Raw genomic sequence first — 18,770 nt, forward strand, 5'->3', positions numbered from 1 at the left:
ATGAAACAATTATTGTATAGAATAATTTATCAACCTCAAATAAACTTTGTATTCAGGAATATTAATAAGCTGCTTTACCCTATCCTACCTAAAAAAGTAAAACTACCTCCTTCTGGAACTATCGTCATAAAGAATCAGGCAGGAAAAAAACTTAAAATCCATACAAATCAGACAAACTACCTAACTCAATTAATTTACTGGGAAGGCTATGAAAATTTCGAGTACACAAAATTGTTTGTAGAGTTGGTGAAAAAGGTTAAAGGCTTCTATGATGTCGGCGCCAATATAGGTTATTACTCACTTCTTGCAGCATTGGAAAACCCAACAATTAAAGTAACGGCTTTTGAACCTGCAAAAGGCCCGCTTCATTATTTAAAAACCAATGTCAACTTGAACAACTTCAGCCAAATAAAAGTGGAGTCTCTAGCCCTTTCCCAAAAAGAAGGTGATATAACGTTCCATGAAGTAAAAAGCAAGAAATATACTTACTTGAAACATAACCTTGCAGGTACAGGAAGTGAGGAAGAATTAAATAAAAATGAAGCTTTTGATACAAATGTTGTCCAAGCCACTTCATTAGATAATTACTATAGCAAGAATCCAGGTTCGGTGGATCTTATTAAAATAGATACTGAAGGCACAGAACATTTAATACTTGAATCTGGAGAAAAAATTCTATCAGAAACAAACCCAATATTCATTTGTGAGACATTATTTTTATCAAATGAAGCCCAATTGGAATCTATTTTTAAAAAACACGGATATGAATTTTACAATCATTATCCAGAAGGTTTAAGAAAAACAGATACAATAATTCGGAGTATAGACAATGGAGTAAGAAACTGCTTTTTTGTCCATCCTTCCAAAAAAGAACTTATTGATCCATTTTTAATCAAGTAATTATTTTATTAGAAAAAAAGTACCTCTAAGTATTTGGGAGCTTTCCCCTTCCATGCGATATTCCAATTGGTAAGCATATGAACCCACTGGAGACAATTGTCCACGATTGCTTCCATCCCAGCCTTTGGATGCTGGGTCATTGGTATAGAAAAGCAATTCTCCCCAGCGATTAAAAATGCTCAAAGTCAGTTCTTCCACTTGTAGAAATACGGGAAAGAAATAATCATTTACACCATCTCCATTTGGTGAAAATGCATCCGGAACCCGTAAATTTCCTCCTGAAATCTGAATTTCTTTCTGATCAAGCAACAAACACCCATTTTCATCCAAAAGTGAAAGCACAATTGTAAAGGTACCTGTTGATCGAAATGCATGCACTGGACTCTCCAAAGTTGACGATTGCCCATCTCCAAAATCCCAGTTTACATCATTATAGATAGAAGGTTGGTCAATGAAAAATTGAATGTCCTCTCCTACCAAAAATGAGAATGCATTACCTCTTTCTATACTTGAAAACGATAACTCAGCAGGAACTTGGGTTACATTAGTTTCTACTATTAAGGTTTGTCCTTCTTGGGTACACGATCCTTTTGATTCGAGCAGCCACTCATATCTGCCGGCTGGAAGCAAATCAAATATATGCTCTCCAACTAATGGATTGGAAACACTTCTCTCTATTATACTCCCATTTTCTAAAATACCCTTTAGCTCCAATTTGTTGAATTCCGTATTGCCATTTACTTCTAAAACCAGTAGGCCCACATCCGATCCCATACACGGGATCTCAAAGACACTTTTGCTGGCTATCATTACTACATCAAACACTTCGAAAGTCGCTACCTCAAATGATTCTGAAACTGTACAAATCCCATCCTCTATCTCTAAGGTATAATCCCCTGGAGCCAAACGCTGTAAATCATTGATAGTAACGGGTAATTCATTCAGTAAAAGCTTACTGGAAGGACTCAGTCCGATTATATCCATTGTGATAGCACGAAGACCATCTGACGAATCACAAGCCTTGTCGACATCAACATTAATTGAAAGCACTTTTTCTGCTAGTTGAAAAGGTACATAACAACCCAATTCATCCTCACTAAAACTTGCATAAAAATCAATCCCACTAGAAGCAGGAAATGGATTTCCAGAATTTCCTCCCAATTCAAGTGCATTTGGTTCCAATGGGTTTCTATCAAAAAAACGAGTGTTGGCGGGAAAGAATTTTGATATATCAGGCATTGAAACCTGAGTCATAAGAGAAAGATTACAGATTTCTATATTTCCATCTTCTAGATTCAAACAATTTTCCACATAGAAATCAAATACCTCCAAACTCAAATCAATAGAACCTGGTATAGAAGTACCTGATGTACAAATATTACCAGCTTCTTTTTGGATGACAAGGGGAATTTGACCATAGGATTCACCACTACTTGACTGTATTCCAGTCAAAAAACCATTAAGAGAAAAAGATGCACCGCATAGACCTGCCAAATCATCACAGTTTTCACTAATGCGAATTGTATATGTGAAATTTGCCAAGATCTCTTGAATATCTACAGCAGGATCCAAATTACCCATCTCCCAAGAAATGATAGTAGATCCATCTGGGTTTATGGTTTGGCTCACTCCTGTGGTAGTCGATTGCTGAATATTCTCCTGCTTTACTGACATTAACTCAACTCCCTTGGGAAGAGTCAATTCAAGCCGATTACTCAATAAGCGCTCTTCTCCCAAATTTCTGATATCTATAGCCAATGTCAATTCATCACCTGGTTTGAAGCTATTGGGGATCGAACTATTCCCATTGACTTCAAGAAATTGATGAAAACCTTCTATTTTGGGTTCATCTATATCGATCGCTATAGTCAGGTTATAAATCACATACGTATCGAATGTTGTCCCATATTTGAAGCGAAGGCTTGTTTGGTTATTACCTATCAATTCATTGTTGGGATTATCTATATAAAATGTTGCCAGATCCATCCCAGTATTATTTTTAAACAAAGGATTCCTTAAAGAATTACCTACTTCTATGCTTGAATTGAAAAAGTTTGTAGTTGAATTTGAAGCATGTGATAGCGGTACAAAATCATTTGTTCCAACCCCTCTCTCTATAGAGAAAAAATCTCCTTCAGCTGCGACATCACCTTCGCCTGCCATGATACCTACTTTGACACGTACATCTCCCTTTTCTTGAGTTTTGATATCATCAATGGGAATCACAAATTCCTCTGGGAAATTCCCTCTTACAAATGCATACCCATCAAAAACAGTTATATCTTTCAAAGGTAGTTGTGGGTTTTCATACACTACTACCAATGACCACCCACCAAAATAGTAATTGGTTCCTTGTAGCAAGGCTACATCAATTCCGACATACGATCCTTCTCTATTAAATTTGACAAAATCGGTAACATCCAAGTAACCTACAAAGATACCAACATCATTTTGAGTATCCATTCCCACTGGGAAGCGGATAGAAGTAGGATCTGTAATTAAATTAGCAATTTGACCAGGTCTTGGACCTTGGAAAGTGATTTGTTGCTTATCCTTTGTTCGAAACGCACCTACATCAGTAATTTGCACCATTCTATCGGGTCCACTTCGACCTGTCCAATAAAGTCCCGCATACAAGATTTCTGTACAATCATGATTTACTCCATTAATTTGTGGGAACCTCAACTCGGCTGCAGATGAATTTAAATGCAGGCCTGTTCCTCCTGCAAAAGCTGAGGTATAGACCATGCGATTATCATTCATCTTGTTATCATCATAATCTTCCAATGTAAGATTTGTGTTCCCAATGATCAGAAAATCACCATTGATCCTGTAGTTTTTCTTTGTTGGATCTGCATCAGGTGAGCGTGGTTGAAATGGCACTCGCACTTGAGCTTCCAATGACTCAATCCCTAGAAAGAACAAAGAATAAAGCAGTATGAATTTAACTACACGCATGAAATTATTATATCTCCGAAGTAACTTTACTAATACCTTGGAAAGATAATATTTAAAATCACAGAATTTGAATTTAAACTATAAAACAATTTAAACTCCTTTGGATAAATCCAATAAGAACCATAAATGGAATTTAGAACAACAATTGATCAAAAAATCATAGTGATTATTTAAAGCATGGTACAATAATTCAATACGATTGTGGCTATAATATCCATCCAATAACAACAGCTGGACGATTCTTGTAAAAATACTATTTAATTTCTATTGTATTTAAGCTATGATTATCCAACGTACTTCATTGTTGAATTTACTTAATATTTATGATTACTGATAATCTTATATTCTTACTTTTGTTTCAATGAATACAAAGACTTCCCAAAGTTTACTTTCGACTATTTTTTCCTATTTAGGAGTAGCTATAGGATATTTCAACTTGCTATGGCTGATGCCTTACGCCATGACACCTGATCATATAGGGACATTCCGGACGGTTCAGGATATGGCATTGCTCTTGGTTCCCTTCGCTCAACTAGGGTTAGGAAATGGGATTACCAAGTTCTTTCCTCAATTGCATAAGCGCCATTTTTCCTTTTTTACCTTTACCCTATTCCTGACCTTATTAGGATTTTTAATCGTCAGCTTGATTTTTTTCTTACTAAATGACCCAATAACCCGAGCTTTTTCTGCAAAATCTTCCGAAATTTTGATTTTTCTTCCGGTGGTGCTTGTGATCACTCTATTCGCTGTTCTCAATTCGGTTGCTGATGCCTTTTGTAGATCTTACTATAAAATTGCAATGCCTACTTTTTTCAGAGAAGTACTTATCAGGTTTTTGTTTGGGGTTTCATTTTTACTTTATCTAACTGAATGGATATCTTTCGATCAATTGATATGGGGAATAGCCTTATCCTACGGAATAACCTTAGTAGGTACCTTCAGCTACATGAAGTTAAGGCGTATTTTCAGACTGGACTTTACATTTGGAGAACTTCCAAAAGATCTGAAAAAGGAATTTCTTCGCTATAGTTTTATCAGTTTACTCGCCACTACAGGTGCCTTGTTGATCATGAAAGTGGATAGTTTGATGGTAAGTTCTATGATAGGCTTAGAAGCAAACGCCATATATACAATTGGATTTTCGATAGCTATTGTCATTGAGATGCCAAGGCGAGCAGTTTCTCAAATCGCCATGCCTTTGATTTCGGAGTATTTCAACAATAAGGAGCATAGCAAAGTCGCCAATCTCTACAAAGATTTGGGAGTTACACAAGTGTTTGTATGTCTATTGGTTTTCATAGGGATTTGGGCAAATATTGACAACATCTATTCATTTGTCCCTAACAAAGAAGTATATGAAGCTGGCAAATGGATAGTACTGATCATTGGAGGTGCCAAAATGCTCGATGTAGCATTTTCTATCAACTCAGAGATTATTCTTTTTTCAAAGTACTATGTATTCAACATTGTAGCCACTGTAGTCATGGCTATTGTTGTGATTGTTTTCAATCTGTGGTTGATTCCAATCCATGGAATTGAAGGAGCAGCGTTCGCTTCGTTTATAGCTTTACTCATATTTAACCTTGTCAAATATGGCTTCATAGCCATCAAACTTCATATACATCCATGGAGTTGGGATTTATTCAAAATAGTTGTATTGGGAGGAATAGTTTTCGGATTGCAACACTATTTTTTCAAAAATTCTCAAGTTGGCTGGACAGATTTAATCATTCGCACATTATTTATATTACTTATGTATTTGACTGGTGCATATTTATTCAAGATAGCACCTGCTATACAGCAGAAAATGTGGAAAAAAATAAAAAGAACCGGATCTTAGAGTGTTACAAACCTCTTTATAGACAAGATTTGAGCTGCCTTGAAATCGCAAACTTCCACTGTTATCCTGACTCCGAAGAGACGAGGTCCACTGAAGGGATGAGGCCTGTTTTTGAAAAGGGCTTCACTCGGTAATTTATGTTAATTGTGAAGTTTGAACATGTCGGCGACCCGGTTCCTGAGACAAATATACGGAATATACTTAGAGATGTTAGCCAATCACTAACCATTCTTCCAATTCGATTATCAACAAATCCAAACATTCTATTTCACTTTTCCCCACAATGAAACAACCATACCATTGATCCTTTCACTACACGGAAAAAATAATTCCATTTGGACAAAGTTCAGAATATAGTTAAAATTGAAAAAAATGCTTTTAGGGAAATCAAAACATATAAATCACATCCAAAGTACTTTCCTACCACTTGGCAAAACAAAAGATTATTCCGCAACCACAAAATATTATTCCAGCAAATTGAAAATCTCAATTTAATATTCAATAATTTTGCAAAGGTAAAAGATCATTAAAAAAATGTATCAAATCAAAAAGCTCATTGTTTGTCTTGACCAAAGTGAATTGGACGAAACGTTAATCAAATTTGCCTCTTTTGTCGCACAGGTTAATCAGACGAAGAAAATCTATTTCACCAACATCATCAGAAACCTCAACATCCCAAAAGAGGTGCTAGAGGAATTTCCCAACTTGATAGATAATATTGTAGAAGAAAGGAAAACCAAGATGAAAGATTTGGTGCGCCAGACTTTTACGAAAACCAATGAAGTTGAGCTTTCATTTGTGGTCAAGGAAGGACAGCTTTCCAAAAAAATATTGAAACTTGCCCACGAAAAATCAGTAGACATGATCATTTTGGGCAGAAAAGTCCAACTCACAGGCACAGGGGTTCTTTCCCAAAGGTTGGCAAGGAGGGCAAGCTGTTCCCTGTTGATTATCCCAGAAAACTCGATCCCAAAAATCGACAAATTATTGGTACCGAGTGATTTTTCGGATTATTCAAAAGATGCGATAGAAGAAGCAATCATGATTGTGGAAAAATATGGAAAAAAGGCTGAAATCTTTTGCCAAAATGTATTTTCCATTCCTTCAGGATATCATTTTACTGGAAAGACCTACCAGGAGTTTGCAGCAATCATGGAGATGCATGCCGAGATCAATTTCAAGAAGTTTATTAGAAAAATAGACACAAAGGGGATCAACATCAACCCACTTTACACCAAAGATGAAGACGATGATCCAGTGGAAGACATCCTTTCCAAAGCCGAAGAAATCAATGCGGACGGAATCATCATTGGGGCAAAAGGCAGGACTGCAGCTACTGCCCTATTTATCGGAAGCATGGCAGAGCGCTTGATTCAGATGAATGACAAAATCCCACTTTTGGTCACACGGCCAAAGGGCAAAAATGCCGGTATTTTGGATTATATCTTGGAGATTTGATGCGAGACGTGAGATTTAAGTGAAGAGGCAAGAAAAAAGACACAAGAACCAAGACATTCAAAACAGAGAAAAGCCAGATAGCGATATAGATAGATATAAGCCTCTTCCTGAAGGAAGACAAGTTCGGCGATATATTTAGGATCGAGTTCAAATGACACTTTTTCTATACTTACTTCCTCGTTTTATAGGCAAGTCATATCGACCGAAAGGAGCCTGTTCCGTAGAATTGCGGAAAGATATCTCACTTCGCCTCCCTATGGAGAGGTGAATTCGATATGACCCTGTCGCATTTCAGGACATGACAACTTTGTCTCGCTTCTCGTCTCTTGCATCTCGCTTCTTGTCTCTTTGTACATTGTATTTCGTACTTGGTACTTATGGCTAGGATCTTGAATCTTATGTCTCATGTCTCACATTCCGTACCCCATTCCCCTCTCAAAAAAAAGTATTTTTCGATTTCCTTTTAAACTAATTGGTATATTGATTGTCTAAGCAAACAATGATGCCACTCACCGACCTGGAGATTCTTACTTTAATCCAAGACCCCAAATCCAAAGAAAAGGGATATAGGCTCTTGTTGAGCGCCTATCAAAAAAGGGTCTATAGCATCATACGTAAAATGGTGATTATCCATGAAGATGCCGATGATATTACCCAAAACACATTCATCAAAGCATTCAAAAACCTAGACAATTTCCACGGCAATTCCACTTTGTTTACTTGGCTTTATAGGATTGCCACGAACGAAAGTTTGAATTTTATAGAAAAAAAGAAACGCAGATTCTTCTTTCCCATAGAAGACCATGAACAGGTGATGAAAACCTATATTGATGAATCCTACCACATTGACGGGGATGAGATCGAAAGAAAACTTCAAAAATCGCTTCTCAACCTTCCCGACAAACAGCGCTTGGTGTTTAACTTAAAGTATTTTGAGGATTTGAGCTATGATGAAATCAGCCGAATCACAGAAACTTCTGTAGGTGCTTTAAAAGCCAGCTACCATCATGCTGTGAAAAAAATCGAAAATGAATTGAAAGTAGAGTAAACCCTACTGCATCAATCCTGTCTAATGAATAAGTTATGAAAAATCTATCCAGAAAAGACATCTTCAAGGTACCAGAAAACTACTTTGAGAGTCTGCCAGACAAAATATTAGAGAAAAACTCTTCCCAGAAAACCAAAATGTTCTATTTCAGGAGCATGGCTGCTGCTGCAATAGTGATCATTGGCGTGGCTATATTTGTGTTCAAGCAGGGAGCAGAGACGACAGATTACCTGCAACTGAGCGTAGCGGAGGACATCAACCTCTACATCAATGCCGGGCATTGGGGGGCAGAGGAAATCCTGTACCTTGCCGATGATCCAGATAAGATTTTGGATCAGATTATCAACGAAGAATGGGGCAACCTCAACTTGGCTTCTGATGAATTTGAAGAAAACCTTTGGTATTAATCTACAAGACAATGAAAAACCTAAAATTTGCATTACTTCTAATAATAGTTCTGGTCAATACATCTGTTTTTGCCCAGAATAAGCAACATCAGTTTGACAGGGAAAAGTACGAATCTGCCAAAGTAGCATTTATCACCAACAGGCTTGATCTCAAGCCTGAGCAGGCGGAAAAATTTTGGCCCATTTTCAACAAATTCAATGATGAAAGAGAGAGTTTGATGAAAGAAATGTCAACTATCAACAAAGCTTCTGAAGGCGAAGTGAGTGAAAGCAAAGCGAAAGAACTTATAAACAAGCGGTTTGGGATTCAGAAAAGCATGCTTGACTTGGAGGTCAAGTTCACGGAAGATATCACGAAAGTAATCAACCCATCACAAGCCCTGAAATTAGGGGGAGCAAGTAGGGATTTTGCCAGACAGATTTACAGGATGAACCAGAGAGGTGGACCGAGAGGGAATAACTAAACTACTATCGGCTAAAGGCGACTAAAGTGCATCCGAGACTTGGTGTTCTTGGTGAAAAGCTTGGTGATCTTTGTGGTTATAATTTTTACCACACAAGGATTACAAAGTAAAAACACCGAGTTCACAAAAAAATAAAAAAACTCTAAAGTCTTCGCCTAAAGGCAAGGAGTTTTCCCCCAGAGTGAGGTATTCATGTGAGATTTCCGCTATGTTTCACTTTGGACTACAAGAGACTTTATCGGATGCGGATACTCCTCCACAGCTTGTGTGGCCTTTCGTGTAGACAACAGTCCAGTGTTCACAGAACCCCAAATCATTCATCCAACATTTTATGGTTTGGCTACTGGCGTCATTGCGGATAATCAAAATGCCTAATATCCCAATAAATCAAATAGGGACAGGAGTCACTTGATTCCTGTCCCTATTTATTTCAAGTATTTGCCAAATCCATTCAGAAGAATTTAACTTATTTCTTCAACAGATCACGGATTTCTTCCAAAAGAACTTCTGATTTAGGTGGTGCAGCTGGTGCGGCTGGGGCAGCCTCTTCCTTCTTCTTCATGGAGTTGATAGCTCTGATTGCCAAGAAAATCACGAAGGCAATGATAACAAAGTCTACGATGTTTTGGATAAAATTCCCATAACTCATAACCACCGCCGGGAAATCTACCCCATCGACTGTATAAGCTTCCCTCAGAGTGATGACCAAATCCTTGAAGTCCACACCTCCAAGCATCACACCCAAGGGTGGCATTACGATATCATTCACAAATGAGGATACAATTTTCCCAAAAGCCCCGCCAATAATCACGGCTACAGCCAAATCGACGACATTTCCTTTAATGGCAAAAGCCTTAAACTCTTTTAACATTCCCATAATATCAGTTTTAAATTTTAAATATTTTGAATACAGTCACGAAAAATACGGAAAAATTAAATTAAACCTAACTTTTAACTTTCAAAAATAATGATTAAAGAGTATGATTATCCGCTACTTTTCCCAATAAGTAAAGGGGAACCCTTGCGGATAATCGCCAACGGACTACTGTCAACAGAGCCGTTAAGTCAATTATGCCCCATATTTTAAAGTACTGCTGACAAGAAAGCGTATATGCATATTTAAAGAGTTACAAAAATCCCAAAAAAAGGATAAGTTTAGAAATCTATCCGTCAACATAAATAATATCCTTCATGATTTGAAATTTATTATTTTTCCTAACTTTGAAGCATAACCTATTAAACAGAAAAATGAAAATCGCATTGATTGCACATGATGGAAAAAAAGCCGATATGGTTCATTTCTTATCTGGATTCAAAGATGAATTACTGAAAAAAGACATCAACTTGGTCGCCACTGGTACGACAGGTTCTCATATTGAGAGAGCTGGATTTGAAGTCCAAAAGTTGCTTTCAGGACCTTTGGGTGGAGATGCCCAGATTGCTGCCATGGCAGCACAAAAAGAATTGGATTTGGTGATATTTTTTAGAGATCCTTTGGACAAGCATCCACATGAACCTGATGTACAGATGCTCATGAGGATATGTGACGTCCACAACATTCCACTTGCTACAAACCCTGCAGCAGCAGACATGTTTTTTAAGTATTTAACCTTGTTGAGAAAAGTATAATGGAAATAAAAACTATAAAAAAAATTGGTGTCTTGACTTCAGGTGGAGATGCTCCAGGAATGAATGCTGCCATCAGGGCCACTGTTCGGGCAGGATTCTATTATAACCTAGAAATGTATGGAATCTACAGGGGTTATGAAGGCATGATCAATGACGAAATCAAAAAACTTGAAAGCAAAAACATTGCCCACGTACTGGAAAGAGGGGGTACATTCCTCAAGTCAGCTCGAAGTGCTGAATTTAGGACTCAAGAAGGACGACAAAAAGCTTACAACAATCTAAAAAAACACGGAATTGACGCTTTGGTTGTGATTGGAGGGGATGGTTCTTTGACGGGTGCCCATTTATTTTTCCAAGAGTTTGGCATTCCAGCCATCGGTTTACCCGGTACTATTGACAATGATTTGTCAGGCACAGACAGTACCATTGGATTTGACACAGCTTGCAATACAGCCATCCAGGCGATTGATAAAATCAGGGACACCGCCACTTCACATGACAGGTTGTTCTTTGTGGAAGTGATGGGAAGGGATGCTGGATTTATAGCCATCAACGCGGGTATAGGAAGTGCTGCTGCAGCAACGCTTATTCCGGAAAAGAAAATGCCAATCGAAAGGCTGGTAGAGAGATTGAAGGCCAGGACCAAAGCCTTGAAGCAATCCAACATTGTGATCGTGGCAGAAGGTGGTAAAAGTGGTGGAGCAGCAGAGATTGCCTCTAAAATCAAAAAACAACTTCCCTACTATGACATCAAAGTCACTATCTTAGGACATTTGCAGCGTGGTGGCTCCCCTACCTCATTTGACCGGGTCCTTGCCAGCAAACTGGGAGTTGCCGCAGTAGAAGGGCTGATGCAAGGCAAATATGATGTAATGGCCGGGGTGATCAACAATAAAATTGTCTTTACTCCTATCACCAAAGCCATCGTAGATGACAAGGAGGTTGATGAAGATGACTTCAGGATTGCAAAAATACTATCAACCTAACCTGATTCGCCAGTGAAATCGACTTTAGCCTGAAAACCCAGCGGGGTATAAAGCTAAACTAAATTCAACCCTATAAATCATAAAAAAACAACCCTCGGGATTTTCCCTTCGGTAACCAAAATTGAAAAGACCTGCCAAATTTTGATCTGGCAGGTCTTTTTTTTTATTTCTTTTCCAATACAATAGAAGAATAGGCAGGTAAGACAATGATGCTTTCATCCAAGTTTGCCAAACCTAGAGAATAAAGCACTTCTCGGTACCCATCTGGCGCATCTAGTGATTTTGCCATGTCAGACAAATTATGGACAACAAATAGCTGTTGGTCTTCATAAGCCCTATAATAGGCCATCAGTGGCTCAGGCAATTCATTTTCATACAAATCCAACCCACCCAAAGCCAAGGCCCTGTGTGAATTTCTCAATCGGATGATTTCTCTGTAATGATTGTAAAAACTTGTGCTCATAGATTTTTGGATTGCCAATGGCGTCACCATTTCATCGATAGAATACTCCGCCTCTATCCAAGTAGCTCTCCCACTGTCATTGGCTTTGATATCCCATAAAAACGGCTCCCTGATATTTTCATCCGGTTTTTCCCCAAGCATCCCTATTTCCTCCCCATAATACAAATAGGGAGCCCCGGGCATTGTCATCAGAATCGCAATGGCTTGTTTCAGTTTTTTCGGGTTTCCCCCCAATGAATTCAACAGTCGTGGTTGATCATGGTTGGATGAAAAAGTCGCATCTACAAACTCAGGGGAAATCTCTTGGTAGAAGTCCAAAATCGCTTTCTGGTTATTGGCTAACAACATACCGTTTTCCTCTTCATACGCTTTCAGAAGTGTGTAGTGGAAATCAAAATTGAACAATGCTGGCAGTCCTGGCAAATAAGGTGCTACCACTTCTTTCATGTCATAGACCTCTCCCACCAAGTACACATCCGGTTTTATTTTGGTCATCTCGGATCTGAATTCTTTCCAAAATGCATGGTTGTCCACTGCCCTTTCATCGGGGTATATATGCTTTGCAGCATCCAGCCGAAAACCATCCACCCCTATTTCCTCAAGCCAAAACCGACCGATTTCATATATTTCTTTCCTTACTTGGGGATTGTCAAAATTCAGATCAGGCATCCCTCCAATAAAAAATCCATAATAAAAATCTTCCCCTTGCCCTGGATCATGCCATTGTCTAATATTATCACTGTCAAGCGTGATGGTTTTCTTATTCAAAAAATCTGCAATGGTATCTTTTTGTGCCCAAACATAATAGTCCCTATACGGATTGTCCCTGCCTTTTCTCGATTCTACAAACCAGGGATGCTCACTGCTGGTATGGTTGATGATCAAGTCAATGACAATTTTGATATCCTTTTTGTGGGCTTCTTCCTGCAGGTTTTTGAAATCATCCATCGTTCCGTAGTCCGGATGGATAGCCTTGTAATCAGTCACATCATACTTATGATAGCTTGGAGAAGGCATGATTGGCATAAACCATATCGCATTTGCCCCAAGTTCTTTTACATGATCCAATTTTTTGGTGACTCCATTGATATCCCCTATTCCATCACCATCTGAATCATAAAATGACTGTACAAAGATTTCATAAGTGATCCCCGCATGCGGCCAGTGGTTTTCAACTTTGCTTTCTGATGAAGTCAAACAAGAAGTGAGAAGTGTCAAAACTAATAAAACTGATAGATGTAAATATTTTTTCATAGGTAATTAGGGTTAAAATAGAAAAAGTCACCCAAAAGTGACCTTTTCTATTGTTAGGTTGATGTAGACTTAGTTTCTGTTCACAGCATTCAACATGTCAAATGCTACTTCCAGTCTTTGTACAAAGTTCTCTTCACCTTTTCTCATCCAAGCTCTTGGATCGTAGAATTTCTTGTTTGGACTATCTGGTCCATTAGGGTTACCTAGTTGTGTTTGAAGGAATCCTTCATTCTTTTGGTAATATTTCAATACACCTTCCCAGAATGCCCATTGCATATCAGTATCGATGTTCATTTTGATAGAACCATAGCTGTTTGCTTCTCTGATCTCCTCTACAGTAGACCCCGATCCACCGTGGAATACAAAGAACAATGGCTTACCTGAAGTACCATATTTTTCATTGATGAAATCTTGTGAATTTTTCAAAATAATAGGCTTCAAACTTACATTACCCGGTTTGTAGACCCCATGTACGTTTCCAAAAGCAGCCGCAATTGTGAACATATCACCAACCTGCTTAAGGTTTTCATAAGCATAAGCCACTTCTTCTGGCTGGGTATATAGTTTTGAACTATCGATATCAGTATTGTCTACTCCGTCTTCCTCACCACCGGTAACTCCAAGTTCGATTTCAATCGCCATTTGAAGTTTGTTGAATTCTTTGAAATACTTCACTGAAGTCTCAACATTCTCTTCCAAAGTCTCCTCGGAAAGATCCAACATATGTGAACTAAAAAGAGGCTTTTTGAACGCTTCGTAGTATGATTTGCCTTCAGCAAGCATCCCATCTATCCATGGCAATAATTTTTTTGCAGCATGGTCAGTATGCAAAATCACAGGTACGCCATAAGCTTCAGCCATTTTATGTACGTGGATTGCTCCGGATATAGCACCGGCTACACTTGCTTGTTGCTTGTCATTTGGTAGGGATTTGCCAGCATAAAACTGGGCTCCCCCATTGGAAAACTGGATGATGACTGGGGAATTTACTTTCTTAGCAGTCTCCAATACACCATTTATAGTACTGGTGTTGATCACATTTACCGCAGGAAGGGCAAATTCATTTTCCTTCGCATAGGACAATAAGTCCTTTAGTTCTTCACCGTACTTTACTCCTGGTTTGAATTTCATGTTGTTGATTTAATGGTTTGATTATTTTTTTATAAAACGCCTTCTTAACAGCTGACGATTATTGTTGAGCTCAAAGATATAAATACCTGCCTTAAAATCCTTTATTTCCAGCTCTAAAATATTATTCCCGACATCAGTCCCCCCTTCGGCCAACACCTTCCCTGTGACATCCAAAACTCTATAATTACACTGGTAGAATCCTTTTGGCAAGGAAATATTTAAATTTTCGCTCGTGGGGTTGGGGTATAATTTAAACTCAGAAACGTCAATAATCTCCCGATCTATCGAAGTAATGATATCTTCCAAAATAACCCCTTCCGGAAGTGGAAGCTTTTGGTTGGTAAATAACAAAAATTGATTTGCCCTCAACCGAATCTTAAGTTCAGCCGAAGTAACATTGATTTCATCACCTGTAAAATAATTATACCAAGTGCCGTTTGAAGGGAATGTCAAGGATGTATTATTGACATCAGTCAATCCAAAATTACCATAAAGTACTAACTGAAGATCTCCATCACTTGCTTTGATAGATTTCACAGCTTGGGTAAGGGACAAGGCCACTTCCTCCGGATCATTGAAGATATTGTAATCATTTTTCAGATGTATCATGGCCCTATACAGATTATACAGCCTTTGCCTTTCTGGGTTTTCCAAATAGTCCCATTTGGTCGGCTTGATTCCCAGGCGATCATTGTTCAGTTCCAAATCGTAACCAAACTCTTCAAACTGCCACAGCATCTTTGGGCCGGGGATTGCAAAAAAGAAAGACGCAAGAAGTTGGTTTCTATTCACCCCATTTCTCAACTCCCGAATATCTACCGGTGATCTTTGCCCAAAAGTCAATGATTCCCACATCGTCCTCTCTTCATCATGACTTTCCATGTAGCTGACCAGATTATTCTGGCTCCACCCCCTGGTCTTATAGTATCCCCAGTCAAAATTCCTCGAATTGCCTTTAGCCATTTCCCGGAAATCATGGTTCAAATTACCCCAAAACATCAAGCCATAATCCGCCAGCTCCTTCTCTTCGCTATTGTCTGCAAAATGCTCCAAAATAACATATGCTTCAGGATGATGCGCTTTGATGTCATCATATATATTCTTCCAAATGGCTATCCTGGATTCATCCCTCTGACTCCATTGGGAAACATTATCCCCAGAATTCACTTGGGTAAACCCTTTACTCAGGTCAAATCTATACCCATCAAACCTGTACTCAGACAGCCAGTAATTATTCACTGAATCAACGAAAGCCTTTGTATAAGTGCTTTCGTGGTTGAAGTCATATCCTACATTGAATGGATGCTTGGCAACCCTGTTGAACCAAGGATTGTCAGGTGTCGGCTCACCATAATCCCCATCATTGTATAGCCTCACCATTGGATTTTGTCCAAAAGCATGATTCAACACCATATCCAAAATCACCACCATATCCCGCTTGTGGGACTCGTCTATCAACTCTTTCAAGTCATTTTTGGTCCCATAATATTTGTCTGGTGCAAAAAAGAAAGATGGGTTATACCCCCATGACAAATTTCCCTCAAACTCCTTGATAGGCATCAACTCAATGGCATTGATACCTAAATCCTTTAGGTAGTCCAACCTTTCGGTTACAGCCTTATATGTCCTTTTATCATCAAAATCCCTCACCAACAATTCATAGACAACCAATTCTTCCGGCTGTGGTTTGTTGTAGTCCGAATACTTCCATTCATAAGGCTGTTGGGCTGTTTGAAGATAAGTCGCTTGGAAAGAGGTCTTGCCTTGAGGAAAAGGCTTCAATCCAGGATATCTATTTTGGTCTATGATCTCTTGGTCATTGAAAGGATCGGATGTTTTGTCCGCATAAGGATCACCGATTCTGATACTTCCATCTACCAAGTATTGAAAAATGTACTCCTGGTTCGGGACTAGGTTTGAGACTTTCAGCCAAAAGACTTCCTGGTCGGGTGTTTGGAACATCTGGTATTCAGGCAATATTTGCCAGTCATTAAAATCTCCAATTACAAATGCATTTTTCTTGTTTGGAGCTTCCAACACCAAGATTACCTCTGTATCTGAAATGTAATTGATGCCTTTCTTAGCACCTTGAGGTAAGTTGGCTTGGGGGCTTTGTCCGATGACATTGAAAGTAATATCAGATATAGACTCCTCTGTCCCCAGCGTTGCTTTCGCCTGTATCTCAAAAACACCCTCCGTGATAGCTTCAAAATCATAGCTTAACTCATCAGCCTCAGAGACTGAAGCAACGATATTCCCATTGATGGAAATACTCAAATCAGCTGATTCAGAAGAAACAATTGAAATCTCTTGGGTCTCCCCGACTTCCAGAAGCAGGGAATTGGACTCTGGATTTGTAAAACTTACTTCAAACCCCTGACTTAAATTGACAAAAAAATCCCCATTGGTACTCGTTTTTCCTTCCAAAGTCCCTGTGGCATTTCTAAACACCATGCCCATCCTGTAGATAGTTTGTCCTGCTGTTGGGTTGAAAAACTCATTTGGTGTGATTTCCCATTCCCAAATATTGTTTTCACCCTCTACTTTTGACATGAGTGCTTGCGGGTTTGCAATGCCCCACTCAAATGGGACTATCGCCCAAGTATTGGACGTGGAGCCTTCAATGACTGCACCTATATGTATATATACAGCATCTTCACCTGCAAGCCCTGTAGTCCCTTGGCTTGCATCATAAATGATTTTAACGCTTTGATCTGCCCTGGGGAAAGTTGGGTTGGTTGTGACTTGAGCCAGAATATTCCCCGAAAAGAGAAATAGAATAGCACAAAAATATAAACTGGTAAATTTTAGATTCATAAAATTGTAATCAAAAGAGGATGATTTTTAGTCGGTATCAGATCCCCTGCATGATATTACATAAAAAAAAATACTGGATTTTTCCAGTACCTTTTTCTTAAGTAATATATAGGGTTATTTTTTTGTGATTGTATACAGGACTTTACCGGGGGTTTTGAAATCAAGGACAATGGTGTAGTCTCCTGCCTCTGAAATCTCAAAATCCTCTCCATCATCCTCAGCTACGCCATCTTCGTCAGACTTTCCATAGTTTTGATCCCAAGTATGTGTCCTGAATTTCATTTTCCCTACGCTCAATGCAGTTGTAATATTTAACACATTTTCAGCTGCATTGAAAGTCATCGGTGTCTCTGTATCCCAACCACCTGCTGTAGCATCGCCGATGATTCCCCATATACCAATTCTTTCCAGTTCGTAAGTAAGGTTTTCAAGATCTGCCTTCACTTTATAAGTCCCAAATTGTCCAGGGATTTTAATGTTGCCACCTTTTTCAACCAAAGAGCCCGCTGTTGCTCCGACTCCGTAATCAGGGAATTCGTCCCATTCAGGTCCTGTTATAAACTTGAATTCACCTGATCCTGTAAGGATGTGAACAAAACCTTCATACACATCATCGGAATTGATTGAAAAGATTACAGTGTTATCATTTGCAGGATTCCAACTTTGATAATCCCCCGGAATCCGAAGTGAAGGCAACTCTACATCTGTGGAATAGGCAGTTACAGAAATTGCAGTTCCAGGACCATTTACATCAGGAATAGACCGGGTAGGAGTCGCCTTCACCCTGAACTCCAAATCCCCAGCTACTTCAGGTTCCAAACCTTTGGCAAGTGCCCTTCTGTTTAGTTCGCTGACTTTTACTTCGACTGTAGTAGTGGTAGAACTTCCTATATCGAGAGGAGCTGCAAAATTATTCCCTACGGCATCAACCTGTATTATATAAGTGACCTCATCAACCGTGGTACCAAAATCAGCAGGATTTACATTAAAAACGATTAGTTCATCAGCGTCATCAATATTCAAAACAATGTTGGAAGGTGGCGAGTTAAAAGTTGCACCGGATTGCTGAATAATTTTAGGCTGCTCTAGGGGATCACAAGACCAAACTAGCGGTAGTGCAAAGACTACAAATAGAAGTTTACATAATACTCTCATAATAATGGTTTTTGGTATAAATTGTTATTTCAATAGGGTTAATTTATAATATTTAAACTTGTTTAAATCATATTTTATTCAACACTCCATTTAGATCAACCTGATGCTTCCAAATAGGCACTTAACTATATTAATCAAAGCTGTACTTTGATGCAAGTAATCTTCAATAAATAATCGGTTAAAATGTTATGCAATCGTCACCGCAATCGATTGTGTAAAATTTCGAATATCGATTTATTTCAAACAATTATTCCTTGAGC

The 18,770-nt window shown here is 38.7% G+C and carries 14 protein-coding genes; 8 read left to right on the forward strand and 6 right to left on the reverse strand.

Annotated elements, in window-relative coordinates; all coding sequences use genetic code 11:
- Positions 1-900, forward strand: a complete 900-nt coding sequence (locus ACFSKL_RS21740; RefSeq protein WP_376889305.1) for an FkbM family methyltransferase — start codon at positions 1-3, stop codon at positions 898-900.
- On the opposite strand, the gene ACFSKL_RS21745 is transcribed toward ACFSKL_RS21740, so the two are convergent.
- Positions 901-3,858, reverse strand: a complete 2,958-nt coding sequence (locus tag ACFSKL_RS21745) for a T9SS type B sorting domain-containing protein (protein ID WP_376889306.1) — start codon at positions 3,856-3,858, stop codon at positions 901-903.
- 361 nt (positions 3,859-4,219) lie between these two features.
- On the opposite strand from ACFSKL_RS21745, the gene ACFSKL_RS21750 reads away from it, so the two are divergent.
- From ACFSKL_RS21750 to ACFSKL_RS21770, 5 genes are all read left to right on the forward strand, one after another.
- On the forward strand, positions 4,220-5,698 hold the full coding sequence (locus ACFSKL_RS21750; protein WP_376889308.1) for an oligosaccharide flippase family protein: 1,479 nt from the start codon (positions 4,220-4,222) through the stop codon (positions 5,696-5,698).
- Positions 5,699-6,232: 534 nt separating this feature from the next.
- Positions 6,233-7,156 (forward strand): universal stress protein, encoded by a 924-nt coding sequence (locus tag ACFSKL_RS21755; protein ID WP_376889309.1) that lies wholly within the window; start codon positions 6,233-6,235, stop codon positions 7,154-7,156.
- A gap of 499 nt (positions 7,157-7,655) precedes the next feature.
- Positions 7,656-8,204, forward strand: a complete 549-nt coding sequence (locus ACFSKL_RS21760; protein WP_376889400.1) for an RNA polymerase sigma factor — start codon at positions 7,656-7,658, stop codon at positions 8,202-8,204.
- A gap of 35 nt (positions 8,205-8,239) precedes the next feature.
- Positions 8,240-8,611: a hypothetical protein gene (locus ACFSKL_RS21765; RefSeq protein ID WP_376889311.1), complete on the forward strand. Its 372-nt coding sequence runs from the start codon at positions 8,240-8,242 to the stop codon at positions 8,609-8,611.
- Positions 8,612-8,622: 11 nt separating this feature from the next.
- Positions 8,623-9,075: a Spy/CpxP family protein refolding chaperone gene (locus tag ACFSKL_RS21770; RefSeq protein WP_376889313.1), complete on the forward strand. Its 453-nt coding sequence runs from the start codon at positions 8,623-8,625 to the stop codon at positions 9,073-9,075.
- Between the two features lie 466 nt (positions 9,076-9,541).
- Here the strand turns inward: ACFSKL_RS21770 and mscL are convergent, their stop codons facing one another.
- On the reverse strand, positions 9,542-9,952 hold the full coding sequence (mscL, locus tag ACFSKL_RS21775) for a large-conductance mechanosensitive channel protein MscL (protein ID WP_376889315.1): 411 nt from the start codon (positions 9,950-9,952) through the stop codon (positions 9,542-9,544).
- 371 nt (positions 9,953-10,323) lie between these two features.
- Between mscL and ACFSKL_RS21780 the strand changes: the two genes are divergently transcribed.
- A complete protein-coding gene (locus tag ACFSKL_RS21780) occupies positions 10,324-10,704 on the forward strand; it encodes a methylglyoxal synthase (RefSeq protein ID WP_376889317.1) in 381 nt (126 codons plus the stop codon).
- On the forward strand, positions 10,704-11,690 hold the full coding sequence (gene pfkA, locus ACFSKL_RS21785; protein WP_376889319.1) for a 6-phosphofructokinase: 987 nt from the start codon (positions 10,704-10,706) through the stop codon (positions 11,688-11,690). The genes ACFSKL_RS21780 and pfkA overlap by 1 nt, the downstream gene beginning before the upstream one ends.
- Positions 11,691-11,853: 163 nt before the next feature.
- Here the strand turns inward: pfkA and ACFSKL_RS21790 are convergent, their stop codons facing one another.
- The 4 genes from ACFSKL_RS21790 to ACFSKL_RS21805 all read right to left on the reverse strand — a co-directional run bounded on the left by ACFSKL_RS21790 (position 11,854) and on the right by ACFSKL_RS21805 (position 18,510).
- Positions 11,854-13,407, reverse strand: coding sequence for an alpha-amylase family glycosyl hydrolase (locus tag ACFSKL_RS21790; protein WP_376889321.1), 1,554 nt, complete (start codon positions 13,405-13,407; stop codon positions 11,854-11,856).
- A 69-nt stretch (positions 13,408-13,476) separates the two neighbouring features.
- Entirely contained in the window at positions 13,477-14,538 is a 1,062-nt protein-coding gene (gene fbaA, locus ACFSKL_RS21795) for a class II fructose-bisphosphate aldolase (protein ID WP_376889323.1), read from the reverse strand.
- Between the two features lie 21 nt (positions 14,539-14,559).
- A complete protein-coding gene (locus tag ACFSKL_RS21800; RefSeq protein ID WP_376889325.1) occupies positions 14,560-17,355 on the reverse strand; it encodes a DUF4961 domain-containing protein in 2,796 nt (931 codons plus the stop codon).
- Positions 17,356-17,469: 114 nt separating this feature from the next.
- Positions 17,470-18,510, reverse strand: coding sequence for a SusE domain-containing protein (locus ACFSKL_RS21805; protein ID WP_376889327.1), 1,041 nt, complete (start codon positions 18,508-18,510; stop codon positions 17,470-17,472).
- Positions 18,511-18,770: the final 260 nt, after the last annotated feature.

Source organism: Belliella marina (assembly GCF_042682445.1).
GTDB lineage: Bacteria > Bacteroidota > Bacteroidia > Cytophagales > Cyclobacteriaceae > Belliella > Belliella marina.